This is a genomic window from Alteromonas sp. Mac1, assembly GCF_001562125.1.
Taxonomy (GTDB): Bacteria; Pseudomonadota; Gammaproteobacteria; order Enterobacterales; family Alteromonadaceae; genus Alteromonas; species Alteromonas stellipolaris.
Map to the genome: position 1 here is coordinate 1,296,660 of NZ_CP013932.1, position 20,114 is coordinate 1,316,773.

13 protein-coding genes are annotated in these 20,114 nt (G+C 42.7%); 11 read left to right on the forward strand and 2 right to left on the reverse strand.

The features are described from left to right. Positions 1-3: 3 nt before the first annotated feature. From AV939_RS05340 to rmf, 10 genes are all read left to right on the forward strand, one after another. Positions 4-1,371 carry a DUF1329 domain-containing protein gene (locus AV939_RS05340; RefSeq protein WP_057791789.1) on the forward strand — a complete coding sequence of 456 codons (1,368 nt, stop codon included), beginning with the start codon at positions 4-6 and terminating at the stop codon, positions 1,369-1,371. A gap of 78 nt (positions 1,372-1,449) precedes the next feature. Further along, complete coding sequence (locus AV939_RS05345) at positions 1,450-2,496, forward strand: WD40/YVTN/BNR-like repeat-containing protein (protein WP_057791791.1); 1,047 nt, start codon at positions 1,450-1,452, stop codon at positions 2,494-2,496. A gap of 15 nt (positions 2,497-2,511) precedes the next feature. Then, the gene (locus AV939_RS05350) at positions 2,512-4,830 is read left to right on the forward strand and encodes an efflux RND transporter permease subunit (protein ID WP_057791793.1); all 2,319 of its coding nucleotides are present in this window, start codon (positions 2,512-2,514) and stop codon (positions 4,828-4,830) included. Between the two features lie 172 nt (positions 4,831-5,002). Then, positions 5,003-9,841: an NAD-glutamate dehydrogenase gene (locus tag AV939_RS05355; RefSeq protein WP_057791795.1), complete on the forward strand. Its 4,839-nt coding sequence runs from the start codon at positions 5,003-5,005 to the stop codon at positions 9,839-9,841. Between the two features lie 78 nt (positions 9,842-9,919). Beyond that, a complete protein-coding gene (pyrD, locus tag AV939_RS05360) occupies positions 9,920-10,927 on the forward strand; it encodes a quinone-dependent dihydroorotate dehydrogenase (RefSeq protein ID WP_057796154.1) in 1,008 nt (335 codons plus the stop codon). Between the two features lie 75 nt (positions 10,928-11,002). Continuing rightward, a complete protein-coding gene (gene rlmKL, locus AV939_RS05365; protein ID WP_061997260.1) occupies positions 11,003-13,144 on the forward strand; it encodes a bifunctional 23S rRNA (guanine(2069)-N(7))-methyltransferase RlmK/23S rRNA (guanine(2445)-N(2))-methyltransferase RlmL in 2,142 nt (713 codons plus the stop codon). After that, positions 13,141-13,374: a glutaredoxin family protein gene (locus tag AV939_RS05370; protein WP_013784083.1), complete on the forward strand. Its 234-nt coding sequence runs from the start codon at positions 13,141-13,143 to the stop codon at positions 13,372-13,374. Before rlmKL ends, AV939_RS05370 begins: the two co-directional genes overlap by 4 nt. Then, positions 13,371-15,311 (forward strand): ATP-binding cassette ATPase Uup, encoded by a 1,941-nt coding sequence (gene uup, locus AV939_RS05375; RefSeq protein ID WP_061997262.1) that lies wholly within the window; start codon positions 13,371-13,373, stop codon positions 15,309-15,311. The genes AV939_RS05370 and uup overlap by 4 nt, the downstream gene beginning before the upstream one ends. A gap of 12 nt (positions 15,312-15,323) precedes the next feature. Next, positions 15,324-17,090: a DUF3466 family protein gene (locus AV939_RS05380; protein WP_061997264.1), complete on the forward strand. Its 1,767-nt coding sequence runs from the start codon at positions 15,324-15,326 to the stop codon at positions 17,088-17,090. Positions 17,091-17,391: 301 nt separating this feature from the next. Then, positions 17,392-17,568 (forward strand): ribosome modulation factor, encoded by a 177-nt coding sequence (gene rmf / locus AV939_RS05385; RefSeq protein WP_013784086.1) that lies wholly within the window; start codon positions 17,392-17,394, stop codon positions 17,566-17,568. 83 nt (positions 17,569-17,651) lie between these two features. Here the strand turns inward: rmf and fabA are convergent, their stop codons facing one another. Then, positions 17,652-18,170 carry a bifunctional 3-hydroxydecanoyl-ACP dehydratase/trans-2-decenoyl-ACP isomerase gene (fabA, locus tag AV939_RS05390; protein ID WP_057791803.1) on the reverse strand — a complete coding sequence of 173 codons (519 nt, stop codon included), beginning with the start codon at positions 18,168-18,170 and terminating at the stop codon, positions 17,652-17,654. A 131-nt stretch (positions 18,171-18,301) separates the two neighbouring features. Between fabA and AV939_RS05395 the strand changes: the two genes are divergently transcribed. Then, on the forward strand, positions 18,302-18,577 hold the full coding sequence (locus AV939_RS05395; RefSeq protein ID WP_013784088.1) for a hypothetical protein: 276 nt from the start codon (positions 18,302-18,304) through the stop codon (positions 18,575-18,577). 124 nt (positions 18,578-18,701) lie between these two features. Here the strand turns inward: AV939_RS05395 and AV939_RS05400 are convergent, their stop codons facing one another. After that, positions 18,702-20,015, reverse strand: a complete 1,314-nt coding sequence (locus AV939_RS05400; RefSeq protein ID WP_061997266.1) for a DASH family cryptochrome — start codon at positions 20,013-20,015, stop codon at positions 18,702-18,704. Positions 20,016-20,114 lie beyond the last annotated feature (99 nt).

A 20,114-nucleotide genomic window follows, 5' to 3' on the forward strand; every position in this document is an offset into this window, starting at 1 on the left:
TATATGATTAGAAAAATAGGAATTATTGCAACAGCGCTTTCAATGGCTCTAACTGGTGCAAGTGTTCACGCTAAGGTTTCTGAAGAAGATGCCAAAAAACTAGGCGGTGAATTAACCCCAATGGGTGCTATACAAGCTGCGAATGCTGATGGAAGTATTCCAGCATGGACAGGTGGTATTACATCAGCACCTGAAGGTTATTCAGTAGGCGATCACCATCCAAACCCTTTTCCAGAAGATAAGGTGTTATTTGAGATAACGGCGTCGAACTATAAAGAATATGCTGATTTCCTTTCTGAAGGTCAGAAAAAGTTGTTCGAAGCGTACCCTGATACTTACCGCATGCCGGTATATCAAACCCGTCGTTCAGCATCTAACCCGCAAGCCATCTATGATGCGACTAAGGTTAATGCGACTAACGCAGAATTACTGGATGATGGAAACGGCATAAAAGGCGCTGTATTAGGTGTTCCTTTCCCAATGCCTCAAACAGGTATGGAAGCGATTTGGAACCACATCTTACGTTATCGCGGTGCTGCCGTAGAACGTAATGGTGGACAAGCTGCGGTGACAACATCTGGTGACTACAACGTTATCGGTTTTGATGAGCAATTAATGATTAAGTATGCTGAAGAGGGTGCTACACCTGAAAAGCTAACAGAAGAAAATATCTTGTTCATGTTCAAGCAAAAAGTGACTAAGCCAGCCCGTTTGGCAGGTACTGCTTTGCTAGTACACGAAACCGTAGACCAAGTTAAAGAGCCACGTAAAGCCTGGACCTATAACACGGGTCAGCGCCGTGTACGTTTAGCCCCTAACATTGCTTACGACACGCCAGGAACTGCGGCAGATGGTCTGCGTACTACCGATGACTTCGATATGTTTAACGGTTCTCCTAACCGTTACAACTGGAAACTTGTTGGTAAACAAGAGATGTTTGTAGCTTATAACAACTATGCACTGCATTCAGATAACGTAAGTTACGATGAGATTCTTCATGCTAATCACGTTAACCCTGATTTAACCCGTTGGGAAAAGCACCGTGTTTGGGTGGTTGAAGCCACGTTGAAAGAAGGCTTCCGTCACATTTATCAAAAACGCGTATTCTTCATCGATGAAGACAGCTGGCAAATTCAAGTTGCTGATATGTATGATAATCGTGGCGAGTTGTACCGTGTTGGTGTAGCTTATGGAGTGAACTACTATGAAGTACCTACACAGTGGTCAACCCTAGATGCCTATTACGACTTAAACTCTCGCCGTTACTTGGCCATCGGTCTTGATAACGAAGAAGCCATGTACGACTTCTCGATTCGTCCAAGAGACGTAGAGTTTACGCCTCAGGCGTTACGACGAGAAGGTAAACGCTAAGCGTTTTGTGTTAAGACGGTTGGCAGTGCCAACCGTTTTTGTTTTCAGACAATTAAATTTTAGGGAGAATGGTTAATCATGAAAAAAACCATTGCAGCGTGCATAACTGCAGCACTCGCAGCAAATTACTCCGTAACTGCTTCAGCAGAAGATGCCTATATTGCACCCTTAGTTGAACAGTCAGTTTTGCTAGATATTGACGCTGATAAATTTGTCGTTGTTGTCGGAGAACGCGGTCATATTCTTATTTCAGAAGATGGAACGGCTTTTAATCAAGTTGCCGTGCCCACCCAAGCGACACTCACTGCAACGACTGTAGTGGGCGATAATATTTGGGCGGTAGGCCATGATGCCACCATCATTCACTCTTCAGACAAGGGCCAAAGCTGGGAAATCCAGAATGTTCAGCCCGAGCTTCAACGTCCATTTTTAGATGTACTTTTCTTTGATGAAAGTCACGGCATTGCTGCTGGCGCGTATGGCCTTTTCTACCGTACCACTGATGGCGGGAAAAGTTGGGAAACTGAGCGTCATGCTAGTTTACTAGACCCATACGATCGTGAATATTTGGAAAGCGTCAGAGAAGAAGACGAAGCGTTTTATCAGCAAGAATTAGAATCTATTTTACCTCATTTAAATCGTGTAACACGCGATGGCGAAAAGCTATACCTTGCTGGAGAAGCGGGTTTATTAGCTAGCAGCGACGATATGGGGAAAAACTGGGAACGTTTTGAAGTTGATTACACTGGCTCATTTTTCGATATTAGAGCGCTTGATGAATCAACGCTACTGGCTGTAGGTCTTCGCGGAAATATTTTTGTTTTGCGTGACCAAGGTGAATGGGAATACGTAAATTCTTGTTCAACCAGTACGTTAAATTCAATTTTACTGTCCGATAACGACACGGTGGTTGCCATGGGTAACAACGGTATGATGGTGTCAGCCACTCGTCCGCTTCCCGTCAGTAATCACGATCCATACGCAAACCCTGCAAACTGCGAGCCTGCAAAAGGTATTACAGTTACACAGGTTGAAGATAAAGCTGCCATGTTAAATGCCGTTAGCTTTAATGGCCACACCATAGCTGTTACCGCGAATGGTATAAAAACGCTAAATACAAAGTAGGGTGGTTTCGCTTTTATGACCCATTTCATTGAACATCTTGTTTTTTCTAACCGTAAATTGGTGGTAGCCCTTTTTGCTATCGCAACGGTGTTTTTAGGCTTTCAAGCATCGCAAATGCGACTTGATGCCGGTTTTGAAAAAAATATTCCGCTTAATCATGAGTACATGAAAACCTATATTGAACATCGCCAAGATTTCGGTGGTGCGAACAATATCTTAGTTTCTGTTTGTGATAAGAACGACAATATATTCAATCAGAACTTTTTCGATACGTTAAAGAACGTACACGACCAACTATTTTTTATAAATGGTGTGAACCGTTCTCTTGTTATTTCACTGTTTTCTCCTTCTACCCGCTTTACTGAAATTGTAGAGGGTGGATTTGCTGGCGGGCCGGTTATTCCAGCAGACTTCAATTCAGCAAACCCAGCCGCGTTAGACTTAGTGGCTGCGAATATTGAAAAAGCCAATATTGTTGGTCGTCAGGTAGCCAGCGACTATAGCTGTGCCATGGTGACAGCGCAGTTACTGGATATCGACCCACAAACGGGTGAACCGTTAAATACACTTGCGTTAGCAGCTGAGCTTGAAGAGCAACTTCGCGGCGAGTATGAAAACGAAAATATTTCTATTCATATTATCGGCTTTGCCAAGATGATTGGTGATGTGGCCGATGGTGCGAAAGACGTATTGTTGTTTTTCGCTATTGCTATCGCAATAACAGCCATCATGGTGTATTTCTTCTCTCGCAGTATCATGCTGACTATATTGCCGTTACTGTGCTCTGTCATTGCCGTTATTTGGCAGTTAGGTCTACTGACTTCGTTAGGCTTTGGAATGGATCCTATGTCCATCCTAGTGCCGTTCTTAGTTTTCGCTATTGGTGTAAGTCATGGCGTGCAAATGATTAACGCGGTAGAAAAACGTGCGGTAACAGGAATAGGTGCAAAACGTGCGTCTATGGCAGCGTTTAGAAGCTTGTTGGTACCAGGAGGCATAGCCTTACTTTCTGATACGGTCGGTTTCATGACCTTATTGGTTATCGATATAGGTATTATTCGTGAGCTAGCGATTACAGCAAGTATGGGTGTTGCGGTTATTATCTTAACCAACCTAATGCTGTTGCCGGTACTCATGAGCTTCTTAAAGCTTGATAAGAAGTACGTTGATAAGTTTGCAGGCAAAGAAAATAGTAACTCCCGCTTTTGGGCCATTATTTCTGCGTGTTCACGTAAAAAGCCAGCAGCCGTTATTTTAATTGTTACCGCCATCTTATTCGGTTTTGGGCACTATCAAGCACAAAACATGAAGATAGGTGATTTGCATGCAGGCGCACCGGCGCTTCATGAGTCTTCACGTTATAACCAAGATACCTTCTTGATTACCGACAAGTATGAAGTCACAGTAGATTACATTTCTATTTTGGTGGAAACCACGCCTGAAGCCTGTACGTCTCACAGCGTTATGAAAGCAATGGATGATTTCCAGTGGAAAATGGAGAACGTTCCAGGTGTGCAATCTGCTGTATCATTAGCATCAGTAGCTAAGATAGTGAACGCGGGTTATAACGAAGGTAATGTTAAATGGCAGGTTCTACCTCGTAATCAACAAACCTTAGTACAAGCTATTTCTCGTGTGCCTACTTCATCTGGCCTATTAAATGGTGATTGTTCTGTCATGCCGATTATTCTGTTTATGGAAGATCACAAGGCAGAAACCATTTCTCGAGTGGTAGATGCAGTAAAAGACTTCCGTACTGAATATGAGACTGATGATATGTCGTTTAGTCTAGCGTCAGGTCCAGTAGGGGTTATGGCAGCGACAAACGAAGCGGTAGAGGCAGCACAAGATCCAATGATGGTTTACGTCTTTGGCGCTGTTATCGCCCTATGCTTAATAAGCTTCCGCTCTATACGTGCAACCTTAGTGGTAGTCATTCCGCTGTATGTTGTATCTGTTTTAGCACAAGCCCTAATGACGTATCTGCAAATTGGTCTTACGGTATCAACCTTGCCGGTTATTGCGCTAGGGGTGGGGATTGGTGTTGACTATGGTATTTATATTTTATCGACGAAGAGCCTTATGCTTAAACAAGGTGCGACAGTACAAGAAGCTTACTTGGCTGCGCTAAAAGAGCGTGGTAGTGCGGTATTGTTTACCGGTATTACCTTGGCAATAGGTGTGAGTACCTGGGTATTCTCTTCACTTAAGTTCCAAATGGATATGGGTATTTTGTTGACCTTTATGTTCGTGGTGAATATGTTAGGTGCAATTATCGTACTTCCAGCACTTGCTAGATTCTTGTGGTGGAATCGAAACGACCCCGGTGCATAATATTTTTGCATAGCTAATCATAAAAAAGGGCCGTAAGGCCTTTTTTTATAGGCGTTTTTTGCATAGTTATCTATGCTGTTAATATAAGGTTAAAAAGGGGCTTTTAATACCTCTTAGTTTTAGCGAAAATAGCCACGCAACTTAGCACTTACGACATTTATAAGGTTAACTAATGACAGTCACCTCACAGCGACACTCAGTACTGCTAGATAATGTATTTGCACTCATTGAAAAAAAGGTGGATGCCCAGCAGAAGTCACTCGTGCAGCAATTCGGACGCCTGTTGTATAAAAATATCTCAAGTGATGACTTAGAAGATCGTAACGACAGCGATTTATATGGCGCCACTTTAAGCTTATGGAATGGGCTTGCTAAATTTGATAATTCAGCACCCTACATTCGAGTTTTCAACCCAGAAATAGCAAAACATGGTTGGCACTCAAGCCATACCATTGTTGAAATAATTGTTAGAGACATGCCGTTTCTTGTAGATTCGGTTCGTATGTCACTCAATCGATTAAACATTACTGCGCACTTATTTTTGCATAGCCCAATTGGAATAAAGCGAAATAATAAAAACCAAGTGGCGGAATTTGCAGAGCCTGGCAAGACAGTTGAAAATGCCAGAAAAGAAACAGTGATTTTTATCGAGGTTGACCATCAAAGTGCGAAAAAAGACATTGATGAATTAACTAAAGAATTACACTCAGTCGTAGACGAGGTATCGTTGGCGGTTAAAGACTGGCAAGAAATGACCACTAAGTTAGAAACGGTGGTTAAAGACAGTGCGAAACTAAACTGGCCCGTGTCTGCTGACGAAAAGAAACAAACTAAAGCATACTTACAATGGTTAAGCGATCACAACTTTACCATGATGGGTTATCGTTATTACGACGTGAAGGCCATAGAAGGCGATCATCGCTGGATACCGTCTAACGATACTAGTTTAGGTTTGTTAAAGAACTCTATTAACGACAGAGAGCGCCTCTTGTCGAAATTACCGGCCAGTGCAAGAGCAGAGGCGCTAAGTCAAAGTCCGTTGATTTTGACCAAAACTAACTCTCGTGCTCGTGTTCATCGTCCTGCTTATATGGATTATGTTGGCGTAAAAGCGTTTAACAAAGACGGGCAAGTTATCGGTGAGCACCGCTTCCTTGGCCTTTATTCTGCGTCTTTTTATAATCAAAGTGTGACGCAGCTTCCTATGTTGAGGGAAAAAATCCAGCGTATTTGCGATTTATCTGGCTATGAACCAGGTACCCATGCCTTTAAAGCCTTCGTTAATATTGTAGAAACCTATCCTCGTGATGAGTTACTACAAACACCAGCGGAAGAGTTAGCGCAAATCGTGATGGGCATATTTCAAATGCAAGAGCGGGGTATTTCACGCTTATTTATTCGCAAAGATGTATTTGGGCGCTTCTTCTCGTGTATGGTATTTGTACCTCGTGAGCGTTATAACACACAATTACGAGTAGACACCCAAGAGCTACTAAAAGCTTCGTTAGGTGCTAAAGAAGAAGTTGAGTTTACTACGTTCTTTTCTGAATCTGTGTATGCACGCACGCATTACATTGCCAGGGTCAACGACAACAACGCGGAATTTGATGTGAAGGAAATAGAACGCAATATTATTGAGCTGACCAAAACATGGAGCGATCGATTAGCTTCATCTATTTCAGCGGCACACGGTGAAGCCCAAGGTAAAGCCCTTGAGCGTAAATATGGCAATGCGTTTTCACGTAGCTATATGGAACAGAACTTACCCGGTGATGCCCTAGTTGATATTGGCAAAATTGAACAGTTAGATGATGATCATACTCTGGACATGTTATTTTATCGTCCGCAAGAAGAGCAGTCTGACAGCCAAGTAGTGAAGCTTAAGTTGTTCCATCGTGCTGAGCCGATCCATCTTTCTGACGTATTGCCTATGCTTGAAAACTTCGGTTTGCGCGTAATCGATGAAAGCCCGTACAAAATTACCTGCCCAGATGGTTTTAGAAACTGGGTGATGGACTTCACCATGTTACATAAAAGTGGCCAACACTTTGACATGGAGCGAGCTCAAACCCTATTCCAGGATGCCTTTGCGAAAGTATGGAATAACGACTTAGAAGACGATGCATTTAACCGCTTAATTTTGGGTGCTAATTTAACCGGTCGTAAAGTCACCATTTTACGTGCGTACGCAAAATACATGCGTCAAACCGGCAGCTCATTCAGTCGTGATTATATTGCGAATACTTTGGCGAATTACCCTGATATTGCCCGCTTGCTCGTGGAGTTTTTCGACCAGCGCATTAATCCGAAAAAGAAACGTAACGCGAAGAAAGAAGAAGCGTTACTTGAGAATATTAAGACTCAGTTAGACAGCGTTAGCAATTTAGATGATGACAGAATTATTCGTCGTTATTTAGATATGATGTCGGCTACCCTTCGTACCAACTTCTATCAGCCCGATGAGGCAGGCAATGAAAAATCTTATGTGTCTTTTAAGATGCTGCCTGAAATGATCCCTGATATGCCGTTACCTCTGCCTAAATTCGAAATTTTTGTGTATAGCCCACGTTTAGAGGGTGTGCATTTACGTGGCGGAAAGGTTGCCCGTGGCGGACTTCGTTGGTCAGATCGACAAGAAGATTTCCGAACTGAAATTTTAGGCTTAGTAAAAGCACAACAAGTAAAAAATACGGTGATTGTGCCAGTTGGCGCCAAAGGTGGATTTGTTTGTAAAAAACTGCCCGTTGGCGAGGGCAGAGAAGCCATTCAGGCTGAAGGACAAGCGTGCTATCGCACCTTTATCACCAGTTTGCTTGATATCACAGACAACATTGTAAACGGTGAAGTAGTGCCACCTAAAGATGTGGTGCGATTAGATGAAGATGACCCGTATTTGGTTGTGGCGGCCGATAAAGGCACAGCTACTTTCTCTGATATTGCTAACGGTATTGCTGATGAATTTGGCTTTTGGTTAGGAGATGCTTTTGCCTCAGGCGGCAGTGTAGGTTACGACCATAAGAAAATGGGTATTACTGCCCGTGGTGGATGGGAGTCTGTTAAACGTCACTTCCGTGAAATCGGTATCGATTGCCAAACTACAGAATTTACTGCAGTGGGTGTGGGTGATATGGCGGGTGACGTGTTTGGTAACGGCATGCTTTTATCTAAGCACACCAAGTTAATATCGGCATTTAACCATTTACATATTTTCTTCGATCCCGATCCAGATGCAGCTGCTAGTTACAAAGAGCGCGCTAGATTGTTTGAAAACCCACGATTAACTTGGGAAGATTACGATTCAAAATTGATTTCAAAAGGTGGCGGTATCTTCAGCCGTTCTGCGAAGTCGATTAAGCTCACACCAGAAATGAAAAAGTGGTTAGGCACACGTCAAATGTCGATGACGCCAAACGAACTTATCCATAATATTTTAAAAATGCCTGTGGACTTGCTTTGGAATGGTGGAATTGGAACTTACGTTAAGAGCTCAAAAGAGTCTCATGCAGATGTGGGCGACAGAGCCAATGACGACTTACGTTTAAATGGTAAAGACGTACAAGCTAAAATTGTAGGCGAGGGCGGTAACCTAGGCTTAACTCAGCTAGGGCGAATTGAATATGCAGCTTCCGGCGGCCGTGTAAACACTGACTTTATCGATAATGTAGGTGGTGTTGATTGTTCCGATAACGAAGTGAATATCAAAATCTTGCTTAACAGCGTGGTAAACGACGGCGAGCTTACGGTTAAACAGCGTAATAACTTACTGCACGAGATGACCGACGACGTATCCCGTATTGTGATTAAAGATTGTTATCGTCAAACTCAATCTATTTCGATTACAGAGATGTCAGGCGTAAGCTTATTGAAAGAACAGCTTCGCTTTATTCACGGGTTAGAGCGTGAAGGGCAACTTAATAGAGAGCTTGAGTTCATACCTAGCGATGATGAAATTTCCGATAGAGTGGCGTCAGACCGTGGTCTTACTCGACCTGAACTTAGTGTTTTGATTGCCTATGGAAAAATGGTGTTAAAAGATGCACTGAATATTCCAGAAATCACTGATAACCCTTACCACGGTAAATTGCTGCTTCAAGCTTTCCCTAAGGTGTTACGTGAAAAGTTCAGTACACATATGCAGCAGCATCCACTTAGAAGTGAAATTATTGCCACTAAATTAACTAATAATATGGTTAATGATATGGGCCTTAATTTTATGTTCCGTATTCAAGAAGAAACCGGCGCGAGCGTTGATGACATTGCCAATGCCTACGCGATTGTGCACGGTATTTTTGATATGGAAACGCTATGGAGTCGTATTGAAGACTTAGATAACGTTATTTCCGCTAAGCTACAGCTTAAGATGCTAGATGAAGCTCGCCGCATTATGCGCCGCGCCGCACGCTGGTATATTAGGCATGGTAATAAAGCCTTGTCGATTGAAGAGGCTATTGCGAGCTACCGTGAAACTTTCAATAACTTGTCTAAAAATCTACAGAACTATTTAGTAGAAGCTGAGTACTCACAGCTAGAAGAGAAAACAAGCACCTATGTGTCGCAAGATGTACCGAAGGATATTGCGTATCAAGTGGCGAGTTTCTCAAATATGTTTTCGAGTTTCGATCTAGCACACATTGTTGCAGCTGAAAAACATACCGTTGATGTTGTGGCTCGGTTGTACTTCCAGCTTGGCTCTAAACTTGAGTTGCATTGGTTCTTAGATCAAATTAACAATCAAGCCGTCAGCAACCATTGGCAAGCACTTGCCCGTGCTTCTTACCGGGAAGAATTGGATTGGCAGCAGCGTTCCATAGCCGCTAATCTTCTTCAAATAAACCCAGAGGCTAGCGATGCAGACAAAATTTTGGAAGATTGGATGCAGAGCAACCAAGTGTTGTTGAAACGCTGGTATCATATGATGTCAGAGTTTAAGACCAGCTCAACCCACGAATTTGCGAAATTTTCTGTCGCATTACGTGAATTGATGCTTTTAAGCGTGAAGTCTAGCCATTAGAATACACGCTATCAAAAAATGACGAAGCCCTGTAAAACAGGGCTTTTTTATACCAAATACAAGCGAAAACAAACACCTATGCAATCATTAGTGCAAAAACTGTTGCTTCAATGCGAACCCGAGAAAAGCCATGATTTCACTATCAACTGGTTAAATAAAACGCAACACACGCCGTTGAAGTGGGCTTACAGCACCACAACAATCAAAAAGCCAGTCACGATTGCAGGTATAACCTTTGATAATCCTGTGGGTTTGGCAGCAGGCTTAGACAAGAACGGTGATTGTATAGATGCATTTGCCGAAATGGGTTTTGGTTTCGTAGAAATCGGTACGGTTACGCCTCGCCCACAAGTGGGTAACCCTAAGCCTCGGTTATTTCGAATTCCTGAAAAACAGGCCATCATTAACCGAATGGGCTTTAACAACAAAGGCGTTGACCACTTAGTTTCTCAAGTGAAAAAAGCCCAGTTTAAAGGGCCTATTGGCATCAACATTGGTAAAAATAAAGATACTGATGATGCTAAGGCACTTGATGATTATCTTATTTGTTTGAATAAGGTTTATCCGTACGCCAGTTATGTCACTATTAACATATCTTCACCCAATACCCCTGGTCTTAGGAACCTTCAATATGGTGAAGCGCTAGATACGTTATTGGTAGGCCTTAAAGCAGCGCAAGAAACCCTTACACAAACCCACGGCAAGTACGTACCACTATTTATAAAAATTGCACCAGATTTATCAGATGGTGAGATACAAAGTATTGCGCAATCGTTACTCGCCAGCAAAATGGATGGCGTTATTGCCACCAATACCACGCTTTCGCGAGACGCTGTTCAAGGGTTAAAGCATGCTGATGAAATGGGTGGTTTGAGCGGTTCTGTCTTAACCGACATGAGCCTGAACGTAACGAAAAAGCTATCTAGTGCCCTTGATAGAGCTATTCCTATCATAGGTGTGGGCGGTATCGATTCTCCTGAAACCGCAAAAGCACGTTTAGATGCAGGAGCATCACTAGTTCAGGTATACTCTGCATTCATCTATCAGGGTCCCGACCTCGTTAAACGCATTGTAAAAGCGCTATAATTAGCCAAAGCGACACATTACAGTTTTATACACTCAAGCGTGTGCCAATAAACACACGCTCTATCAGGTAATTGAATGAATACTATTCTGGCAACAACCAGCCGCGGTCTTGACGAACTCCTTAAGCAAGAAATACTCAATTTGTGCCCAGATGCAGAAATTAAACAGTCTCCGGGCATGTTGCAGTTTGAAGGAAGCAAAGAAGACGCTTATAAACTTTGTCTTTGGTCCCGTTTAGCCAACCGCGTTATTTGGATCTTAGGCACAGGAAAGGCAGGCAATGCTGAAGAGTTGTATAAGACAGCCATGGATATTGATTGGCAGATGCATATGGAATCTCGCCATACGTTGTCTGTGCAATTTATCGGTACTAACTACGAAATTAAGAACACCCAATACGGTGCGGTAAGAATTAAAGATGCGATTGTTGATCAATTCGTAGAAGAAGGCCTAGCTCGCCCGTCGGTTGAGCGCAAAATGCCGGATTTCCCCGTGTACGCCAGACTTCAACGAGATAACGTGATTATTGGTCTTGATATGGCCGGTGCAAGTTTGCATCAACGTTCATATCGTCAAGAAACGGGTGATGCACCACTTAAAGAACATATTGCCTGCGCCATGTTAATGCGCAGTGGCTGGACTGAAAACATGGACAAGCCTTTGGCTGACATGATGTGCGGTTCGGGTACTATTGCAATAGAAGCGGCTTTCATGGCACGTAATATTGCCCCAGGCATAAAGCGTGAATATTGGGGCTTTAGTAAATGGCTAAGCCACGATGCCGCTTACTGGGATTCATTAGTCAATGATGCCATTGCGAATCAAATAGAAAGTAAAAGCGAAATTTTTGCTGCCGATTACAACCGCAGAATGATAGCCATAGCCAAAGACAACGCAGATTATGCGGGCGTATTTAACGATATTAAATTCAGCAACCAAGACGCGACTAAGTCGTCACCGCCAGTTGCGACGCCAGGTTATATGGTGTCTAACCCACCTTACGGCGAACGTTTGGGCGAGCTCACCGCACTTATTCCGCTTTTCAGCGAATGGGGCAAGCGCTTTAAAGAAGCATGGAAAGGTTGGCACGTTTCATTGCTTAGCAGTAACCGTGACTTATTGCGTGTGTTAAAGCTACGCGCAACCAAAGACTACGGCATGAACAACGGTAAACTAGAGTGCCGTTTAGTGAACTATGTGCTAAGCGAAGAGAACACAGTTCAGTTTACTGAAGATGCGTCGAACCACGAATTTGCCAATCGCTTAAAGAAAAATCTTAAGAAAATGAAGGGTTGGATCAACAAAGTTGATACTAATTGTTATCGTATTTACGATGCCGATTTGCCCGATTACAACGTGGCAATTGATAGGTACGGCGACTGGCTGGTAGTACAAGAATACGCTCCACCTAAAACCGTATCGGAAGACAAAGCCCGTAAACGCTTGCAAGAAGTACTACTTTATTTACCTACCGTTACCGGCGTATCGCCTAAGCAAATTGTGCTTAAAGTGCGAAGTCAGCAAAAGGGTACTAAGCAGTACGAAAAAATTAACCAGTCTGGCACCATGATGGAAGTGTACGAAAACGGTGCGCGCTTATTGGTGAACTTGACTGACTATTTAGATACTGGTTTGTTCTTAGATCATAGAAATACTCGTCAAAAAGTTATGCAGCTTGCCAAAGGTAAAGATGTGCTTAACTTATTTGCTTATACCGGTAGTGTGTCTGTGTTTGCAGCTAAAGGTGGCGCGAAATCGGTGACTACCGTTGATATGTCTAACACCTACCTTGATTGGGCGAAAAAGAATGTAGCGCTTAACAAACTAAATGGCCCACATGCTTTTGTTCAAGCGGACTGCACATCGTGGTTAAGCGATCATAAAGGTAAATACGATTTAATTTTTATCGATCCACCTTCATTTTCAAATTCTAAGCGTATGCAAAGCACATGGGATGTACAACGCGACCACGTTACTATGCTAACGAATGCCAAAAACTGCTTAAACGATGGCGGTACGTTAATTTTCTCTAACAATAAACGCGGGTTTAAGTTAGATGAAGAGGCGTTACAAGCCTTAGGTTTCAGTATTGAAAATATAACCCAAGAAACCATACCCGAAGACTTTTCTCGCCGCGGAAACATTCATAAATGCTGGATCTTGTCATTATCGAGAGATGCTTTTTCAAAAGAAGCATTATCAAGCGAAGCGTTATGAAAATAGTGTTTTACACGGGGCCGCAATGTAGTTTATGCGATTTAGCCGACATTGAGTTGGCTAATACGCAGCAGTTTTCTTCGTTAAACGTTGAAAAAGTAAATATTCGTAATAGCACCGATTTGTATCATTTATACGGTGCTCGCATTCCTGTTTTGAAACGGGAAGATAATGGCGCCGAAATTGGCTGGCCATTTGATACCAACGCATTGGAGACATTCTTACAGTGAGCATTTTGCAGTTAAAGAACATCACTGTTATCTACGGTAACCCCCCTTTATTAGATGGGGTTGAACTGATTGTTCAACCCAAAGAGCGTGTGTGTTTAGTAGGCCGAAATGGCAGTGGTAAATCTACTTTAATGAAGGTGATTTCAGGTGATGTGATTGCCGATGATGGACAGCGCATTATCGAAAGCGACACCATTATTGCTCGACTAGAGCAAGATCCGCCGCAAACCACAGACGTGACGCTTTTCGATTACGTTGCTGAAGGGTTAGCAGATGTAGGCGACACCATTAAAGCCTATCATCATCAGACCAAGCTAGTGGCTGAAGACCCTAGTGAAGCTAACTTAAATCGCCTTCAAACCTTGCAGGAAACGCTAGAAGCCCGTGATGCATGGCAATTTGAGCAGCAAATAGAACAAACTCTTACCATGCTCAAACTAGAGCCTGATATTTCATTGTCTACCTTATCAGGTGGTTGGCGCCGTAAGGCGGCACTTGCACGGGCGTTGGTTCGTTCACCCGATTTATTGTTATTAGACGAACCCACCAACCACTTAGATATTGAAATGATTCGTTGGTTGGAAAGTAGTTTATCTAACTATAACGGTGCCATTGTGTTTGTGAGCCACGATAGGGCGTTTATTCGTAATATGGCAACCCGTATTGTGGATTTAGACCGTGGCGGATTAACCAGTTACCCAGGTAACTACGAAACCTACTTAGAGAAAAAGCAGCAAGACCTTGAAGTTGAAGCTGCCCATAACGCCGAATTCGATAAGAAACTGGCGCAAGAAGAAGTATGGATCCGCCAAGGTATAAAAGCCCGTCGTACCCGTAATGAAGGCCGTGTACGTGCATTGAAGAAGCTTCGTGACGAGCGTAAAGCAAGGCGCGCAGTGCAAGGTAATGCGGTGGTAAACCAGCATCAAGGTGCACGCTCGGGCAAAATGGTGTTTGAAGTCACCGATTTAGATTACGCCATTGGTGGTAATCAAATTGTGAAGGGATTAAACCTTAATGTATTACGTGGCGATAAACTTGCTTTAGTCGGCCCTAATGGTAGCGGGAAAAGTACCCTGATTAAGTTGTTATTAGGTGAACTTACCCCAGATAAAGGTAACTGTAAGCAAGGCACTAATCTTGAAGTGGCTTATTTTGACCAACATCGCCATGGCTTAGATTTGGAACAAACAGTGATTGATGCTGTAGGTGACGGAAAACGTGACCTTATGGTTAACGGGCATCCAAGACACGTTATCAGCTATTTACAAGATTATTTGTTTTCACCTGAACGGGTGAATGCGCCGGTGAAGTCATTGTCTGGTGGTGAGAAGAACCGGCTAATGTTGGCCAAGCTAATGCTTAAGCCCAGCAACTTGCTTGTACTCGATGAGCCAACAAACGATCTTGATGTTGAAACGCTAGAGATGCTAGAAACCCTGTTAAATGAGTATGCTGGCACGGTTTTACTTGTAAGTCATGATAGAGAATTCGTTGATAACGTGGCCAATAGTTGCGTTGTCTTTGAAGGCGAGGGCTTTTTACGGGAGTTCATTGGTGGCTTTACAGATGTAGAGAGCTGGTACAAAGATCAGAATGCTAAACGTCAACAAGTGATTAAAGACGAAAAAGCCAAAGTAAAGAATGAAACTAATTTAAGTTCGAATAGTCCTAGTGCTAAGTCTTCTCCCCGTAAGACGAAAAAGTTATCATATAAAGATCAACGAGAACTTGAATCGCTGCCTGCAGATATTGAGCAGTATGAAAATGAATTAGCTGAAATGCAGTTGTTAGTTAACGACCCTGAATTCTTTACAAAAGGGAACGATGAAACTGCAAAAACCTTAGCTCTGTTAGCAGAGAAAGAACAAGCCTTATCCCAGAAGTATGCGCGCTGGGATGAATTAGAAAGTATGCTGGAAGATAATCAGCAGTAAATAGGATTTTAGATGAAACGAACTCAGCTTGCCGTCGCCGTTCTGTTGGCAACAGGTAGTGTTTCGGCAGTGGCCGAAACCTACACCGTGAAACCAATTCCTTTGCAGGATGTTGGTCAAAATACCTTCGCTCGTTCAATTGATAATACCGGCAAAATGTTATCAATGGTGCAGCTAGAATTTAACCCACCTGTTGATTTGGATCAGCTAGTAGATGACACCAGTTTCTTCACCACCTATTCTGGGACTCTTGAAGATGAAGATGATGCGCTACAAGGTGTATTTACTGATGCTGATTACACCTTAGTTGTCAACTTCCTTCTTTCAAACCAAGGTAGTTCTATAGGTCAAAAGCTCGCGAGCTTCAGAACCTATTCCACTGATACTACCGATATAGATTTGGTGCCTGGTTTAGATGAAGTTACTGATCAATTTGATGATTACACCCAGTCTGTAGAAGCTGGCGGCAGAGACAGCGTAAGTGGTAACTTTATTGTAGGTGATTCGCCAGGTGTTGTTGTTCTGGACGAATACGAGAACGAAGATGGCGACACCATCAATTACACTTACTCTGAGTTACCACAGCAAGCGTTTGTGCAAACCACAAGCGGAACTAAAATTATTCCAGCGGTTGATGATACCCTAGGTGGCTTCTCTTCAGCTCGCGCTGTGAATCAAAATCTACAGGTTGCTGGTTTCAGTACTGTTAGCTTTTTAGATACGGTTGAGGAAGCCATAGAAACCTGTGAAGACGATGAAACCCGTGGAGATATTCCAGAAGGACGATGTTATTACAGCATTTACGGTGGAGATTTCAACGTACCGCGTATTTCTAGTTACTTTGTGACGAACTCTACCAACTATTTACCTGCATTCGTACTTTCATCAGAAGTCAATGCCACTATTTGGCAGTTAGATGTTAACGGTGATGTAATAAGCACTGATACATTCCCATTGCTTTTCACACCTGAAGAAGACGACACCTCACATTATTTTTCTTATGCTTATGACATTAATGAGCAAGGTATTGCTGTAGGTGAAGCGTTAACGGGTGATGCAGTTACAATTACACGTCCTAACTCTTCGGGTTTGAATGAGAGCGAGCGTGTTGCTACCGTTTATAGAGACGGTGAAACACAGGAGCTACTTCCAAGAGAAGAAAACTTAATTAGCCAAGCAATGGCGATTAACGATAACAACTGGGTTACTGGTGCAGTGTTACGTGAATCGAGTGATATTGCGCGTTCTCGTTTATTTGCTTACAACTTAGATACCACTGAGCAGTTATACCCAGACGGTTTCTTTGCGACCGCTGGTGTTCAAGCAAATGCCATCAATAATAATAATATTATTGTTGGTAAATCAGACTTCGATGCGACATCTGATACTGTTCGTGAAACTCATGCTTTCATGTTCAATATTGAAACTGAAGAGTTTCTAGATTTGAACGACTTAACGCCGTGCGACAGTGAATACACCTTGCTGGAAGCTATCGACATTAACGACAACGATGAAATTATTGCTAATGCTCGTGTTCGTTCCACCAGTAAGTACGTTACTGGTGCTGATGTGATTAGCTCAGAAGGTGAAACGATAGAAGTAGATGCTATTATTGCTGTTAAATTATCACCTACTGGTGGCGCTATCGACGATTGTAGTATTGATGACGACGGTGAGGAAGTTAATGATAACTTTGAGCGTAGCGGAGCTTCTACGAGCTTATTTGGCCTATTTACGCTAAGTTTATTAGCCATATTCCGTCGCAAGTTGAAGAAATAATCAATTCGTTTTTTTATAGTTATATTTCAAAGGCCGCGAGTTTCTAGCGGCCTTTTTTATTGCTAAAGGATTTAAAAACTGAAATATATATGCCTAAAAAGTGTAATATAAAATTCATCGATATTTCATAACATTACTAAATGTCAATGCACTCTTTACAATAATTATGTTGAACCATTTGGCACATTGCACTATCACAGTAGTGTGCACAATGACTTTTCCGCCACTATCAATTTAAAAAGATGTATTGGGCCCGAGAGAGAATTTGTAGCACATCCTACAAAGTTAAAGAGGCTAATCAATGAAAAGACAAAAAAGAGATAAACTGACACGCGCCCATTCAAAAGGGTATCAAGCTGGTATTAGCGGTCGTTCAAAGGATATTTGTCCTTTTCAACAGAATGACGCTCGGTCTGAATGGTTAGGAGGCTGGCGCGAGGCGGTAGAAGACAGGCATGTAGGTCTTAGTGTCAAATAACGTCTTCTCTCTTACAAAGTGATTAAGCAATGAAAAAGCCCCATTTATGGGGCTTTTATCGTTTTTGAAGTGTGTCGGTTTTCTTAGAAGTTAGACGTGTCTTGGAACAAACCTACTTTAAGATCTTTCGCGACATAAATTTCTCTGCCATCTACTTCAACAGAACCATCTGCCATTCCCATGAAAAGCTTACGTTTGATAACACGCTTCATGGTAATTTTATAAGTAACCTTTTTGGCGGTAGGCAAAATTTGCCCTGTGAATTTAACTTCACCCACACCAAGAGCTCGGCCTTTACCTGGCCCATCACACCAGCCTAAGAAAAACCCGACCAATTGCCACATGGCATCTAAGCCCAAGCAACCAGGCATTACAGGGTCGCCTGGGAAGTGACAATCGAAAAACCAAAGGTCAGGCGTAATGTCTAACTCAGCAATTATTTCACCTTTTCCATGTTCACCGCCATCTTCAGTTATAGAAACGACACGATCCATCATCAACATGTTAGGGGCGGGTAGTTGGCTGTTACCAGGACCGAACATTTCACCGCGGCTACATGCTAATAAATCTTCTTTGTTAAAACTATTTTTTCTGTCTGACATTCCCAACTCGTTGTTTTTTAAATTCGCGGTGCTAATTTAGCGAACACTTGTACGCTAAACAACTCCGAACAGTCATTTTTCTAAATAAAAACGCGTGTTAAACTCGAACTACTAACGAGCTAGTGATTACTATGACAGAAAATACGAAAAACAGCACAATAAAAGAGAAGGCAAAAGCGAATGCTGATAAGCAACGCCGCTTTCGAGAACGTCAACGAGATGCAGGGAAAAAGCTTGTAAGAGGCTATGTTTCTCCAGAAGCTAAGCTTTGCTACGATGAAATTCGAGAGAAAACAGGGTGGAGTGATAGTGAAGCCGTTTCTAACTCAGTACGTTTGATGTATGCGGCTTACAAATGCGGCCAAATTAAATTGCTTAATGAGTGGTTACGTAAAAACAATCGATAACCCATTTTTACTACCCTTAGCAGGGTTACACGTAACCGAGGCGGCAGAATTTAATGCTCGCAGGCTACGCATAACTTGAAAAGGAGCTGACTAATTGTGCATGTTATTGTGACAAGTAATGGCGTCAGCCTAGCCACTTTGCACAGAACTCACCATTGGGGTCGTAAATTTCGGTTTGCTTCTGCAAATTAAATTGCCGATTCTCACGAGGGTCTGTACCTACACCTGCCAAATAAAGCCAATTTCCCCAATTGCTAGCCACATCATAATCCAGCAATTGGCTTTCGAACCAAGCCGCGCCGTAGCGCCAATCTTGCCTGAGTTCATTCACAAAGCAACTTGCCACCAACTGTCGACCTCGATTAGACATATAACCCGTAACAGCCAGCTGGCGCATACACGCATCCACAATGGGATATCCCGTTTGCCCATTACACCAACTGACAAAGACTTGAGGGTCGTGGCTGGTATTTGGCATTTTTGATTTTATGCCATCGAATTGAAACCATTTAGGCCCAAACTTTTGTTGAAGCCAATAAAAATACTCACGCCAAAGCAACTCAAAATAAATCCAATAGGTTGAGTCATTCTTAACTACGTTTTGTTCGTACTTCTTCACTTCTTGAATGACATATCGTGCCGACAGCGCACCCGTGGCTAACCAAGGTGATAGTTTAGTGCTGTCACGCCAACTATCTAACGCATTTCGTGTTTCTTTATAACTAGCTGCCACTTTCCATTCGAACAAATAACTGTTTAAGTGAGAGTGTGCGGCCTCTTCGCCTCCAACGAATGTCCCTTCTGCTTGATTACGGGAAGGGCAACGGTTGAGCGTATATCGGCTTTTTGTGTCGATATCTGGCGTGAAAGGGCTAGGCAATGCGGTTAAGGTCGCTACAGGGTCGCAAGGCTTTATTGCAGATTCTATTTTACGCTTAAAAGGGGTGAAGACATCTGGCATGACTTCAAGATTAAAAGGAAGGTCATCTTGATTAAACAGTGAGCTAGATTCGCCCAATACTATTTCTATATTGGGGAAAAAACGAGAAACAGCTTCGACTTCTCTGCGCTCGTTATAGCCGCCATGCGCGGTAACACCAAAGTGCGTATAGGCATTAGATGAAAGCAAAGACACAAGTAGTTCAGGTGTTTGGCCCTTTAAGGTCAAAATAGAGTGACCCAAAGCGCTCGCTTTTTCGTTTAATGCTTCTATTGTATCTATAAGAAAATTAAAACGATGTTCACCAACGGGTTGTATACCGTAGGAGTTCGGTACAAACCAGCTGTCATCAATAATATACAGCAGCGTTAATTCGTCTACCTGCTGACAAAGCGATGATAGCGCCACTTGGTCGTGAAAACGCAGATCGTGGCGAAACCAAAACAGGCCTCTAGTAGGTGTTGTTGAATCACGTATCACATGATTATCCAGTAACATAGGGTTCCCTCCCTTATACCTTTTTTTGGGGTAAACGGATCCTGCTTTCTGCGATTATCGTATCATACGTATGCGCAAGTGTTTATATATCGTTCAATA

What these genes read in the sequence shown, in the direction of transcription:
- AV939_RS05340 (WP_057791789.1), top strand. Translation starts at nt 4, where the DNA reads ATGATTAGAAAAATAGGAATTATTGCAACAGCGCTTTCAATGGCTCTA.
- AV939_RS05345 (WP_057791791.1), top strand. Translation starts at nt 1,450, where the DNA reads ATGAAAAAAACCATTGCAGCGTGCATAACTGCAGCACTCGCAGCAAAT.
- AV939_RS05350 (WP_057791793.1), top strand. Translation starts at nt 2,512, where the DNA reads ATGACCCATTTCATTGAACATCTTGTTTTTTCTAACCGTAAATTGGTG.
- AV939_RS05355 (WP_057791795.1), top strand. Translation starts at nt 5,003, where the DNA reads ATGACAGTCACCTCACAGCGACACTCAGTACTGCTAGATAATGTATTT.
- pyrD (WP_057796154.1), top strand. Translation starts at nt 9,920, where the DNA reads ATGCAATCATTAGTGCAAAAACTGTTGCTTCAATGCGAACCCGAGAAA.
- rlmKL (WP_061997260.1), top strand. Translation starts at nt 11,003, where the DNA reads ATGAATACTATTCTGGCAACAACCAGCCGCGGTCTTGACGAACTCCTT.
- AV939_RS05370 (WP_013784083.1), top strand. Translation starts at nt 13,141, where the DNA reads ATGAAAATAGTGTTTTACACGGGGCCGCAATGTAGTTTATGCGATTTA.
- AV939_RS05380 (WP_061997264.1), top strand. Translation starts at nt 15,324, where the DNA reads ATGAAACGAACTCAGCTTGCCGTCGCCGTTCTGTTGGCAACAGGTAGT.
- rmf (WP_013784086.1), top strand. Translation starts at nt 17,392, where the DNA reads ATGAAAAGACAAAAAAGAGATAAACTGACACGCGCCCATTCAAAAGGG.
- fabA (WP_057791803.1), bottom strand. Translation starts at nt 18,170, where the DNA reads ATGTCAGACAGAAAAAATAGTTTTAACAAAGAAGATTTATTAGCATGT.
- AV939_RS05395 (WP_013784088.1), top strand. Translation starts at nt 18,302, where the DNA reads ATGACAGAAAATACGAAAAACAGCACAATAAAAGAGAAGGCAAAAGCG.
- AV939_RS05400 (WP_061997266.1), bottom strand. Translation starts at nt 20,015, where the DNA reads ATGTTACTGGATAATCATGTGATACGTGATTCAACAACACCTACTAGA.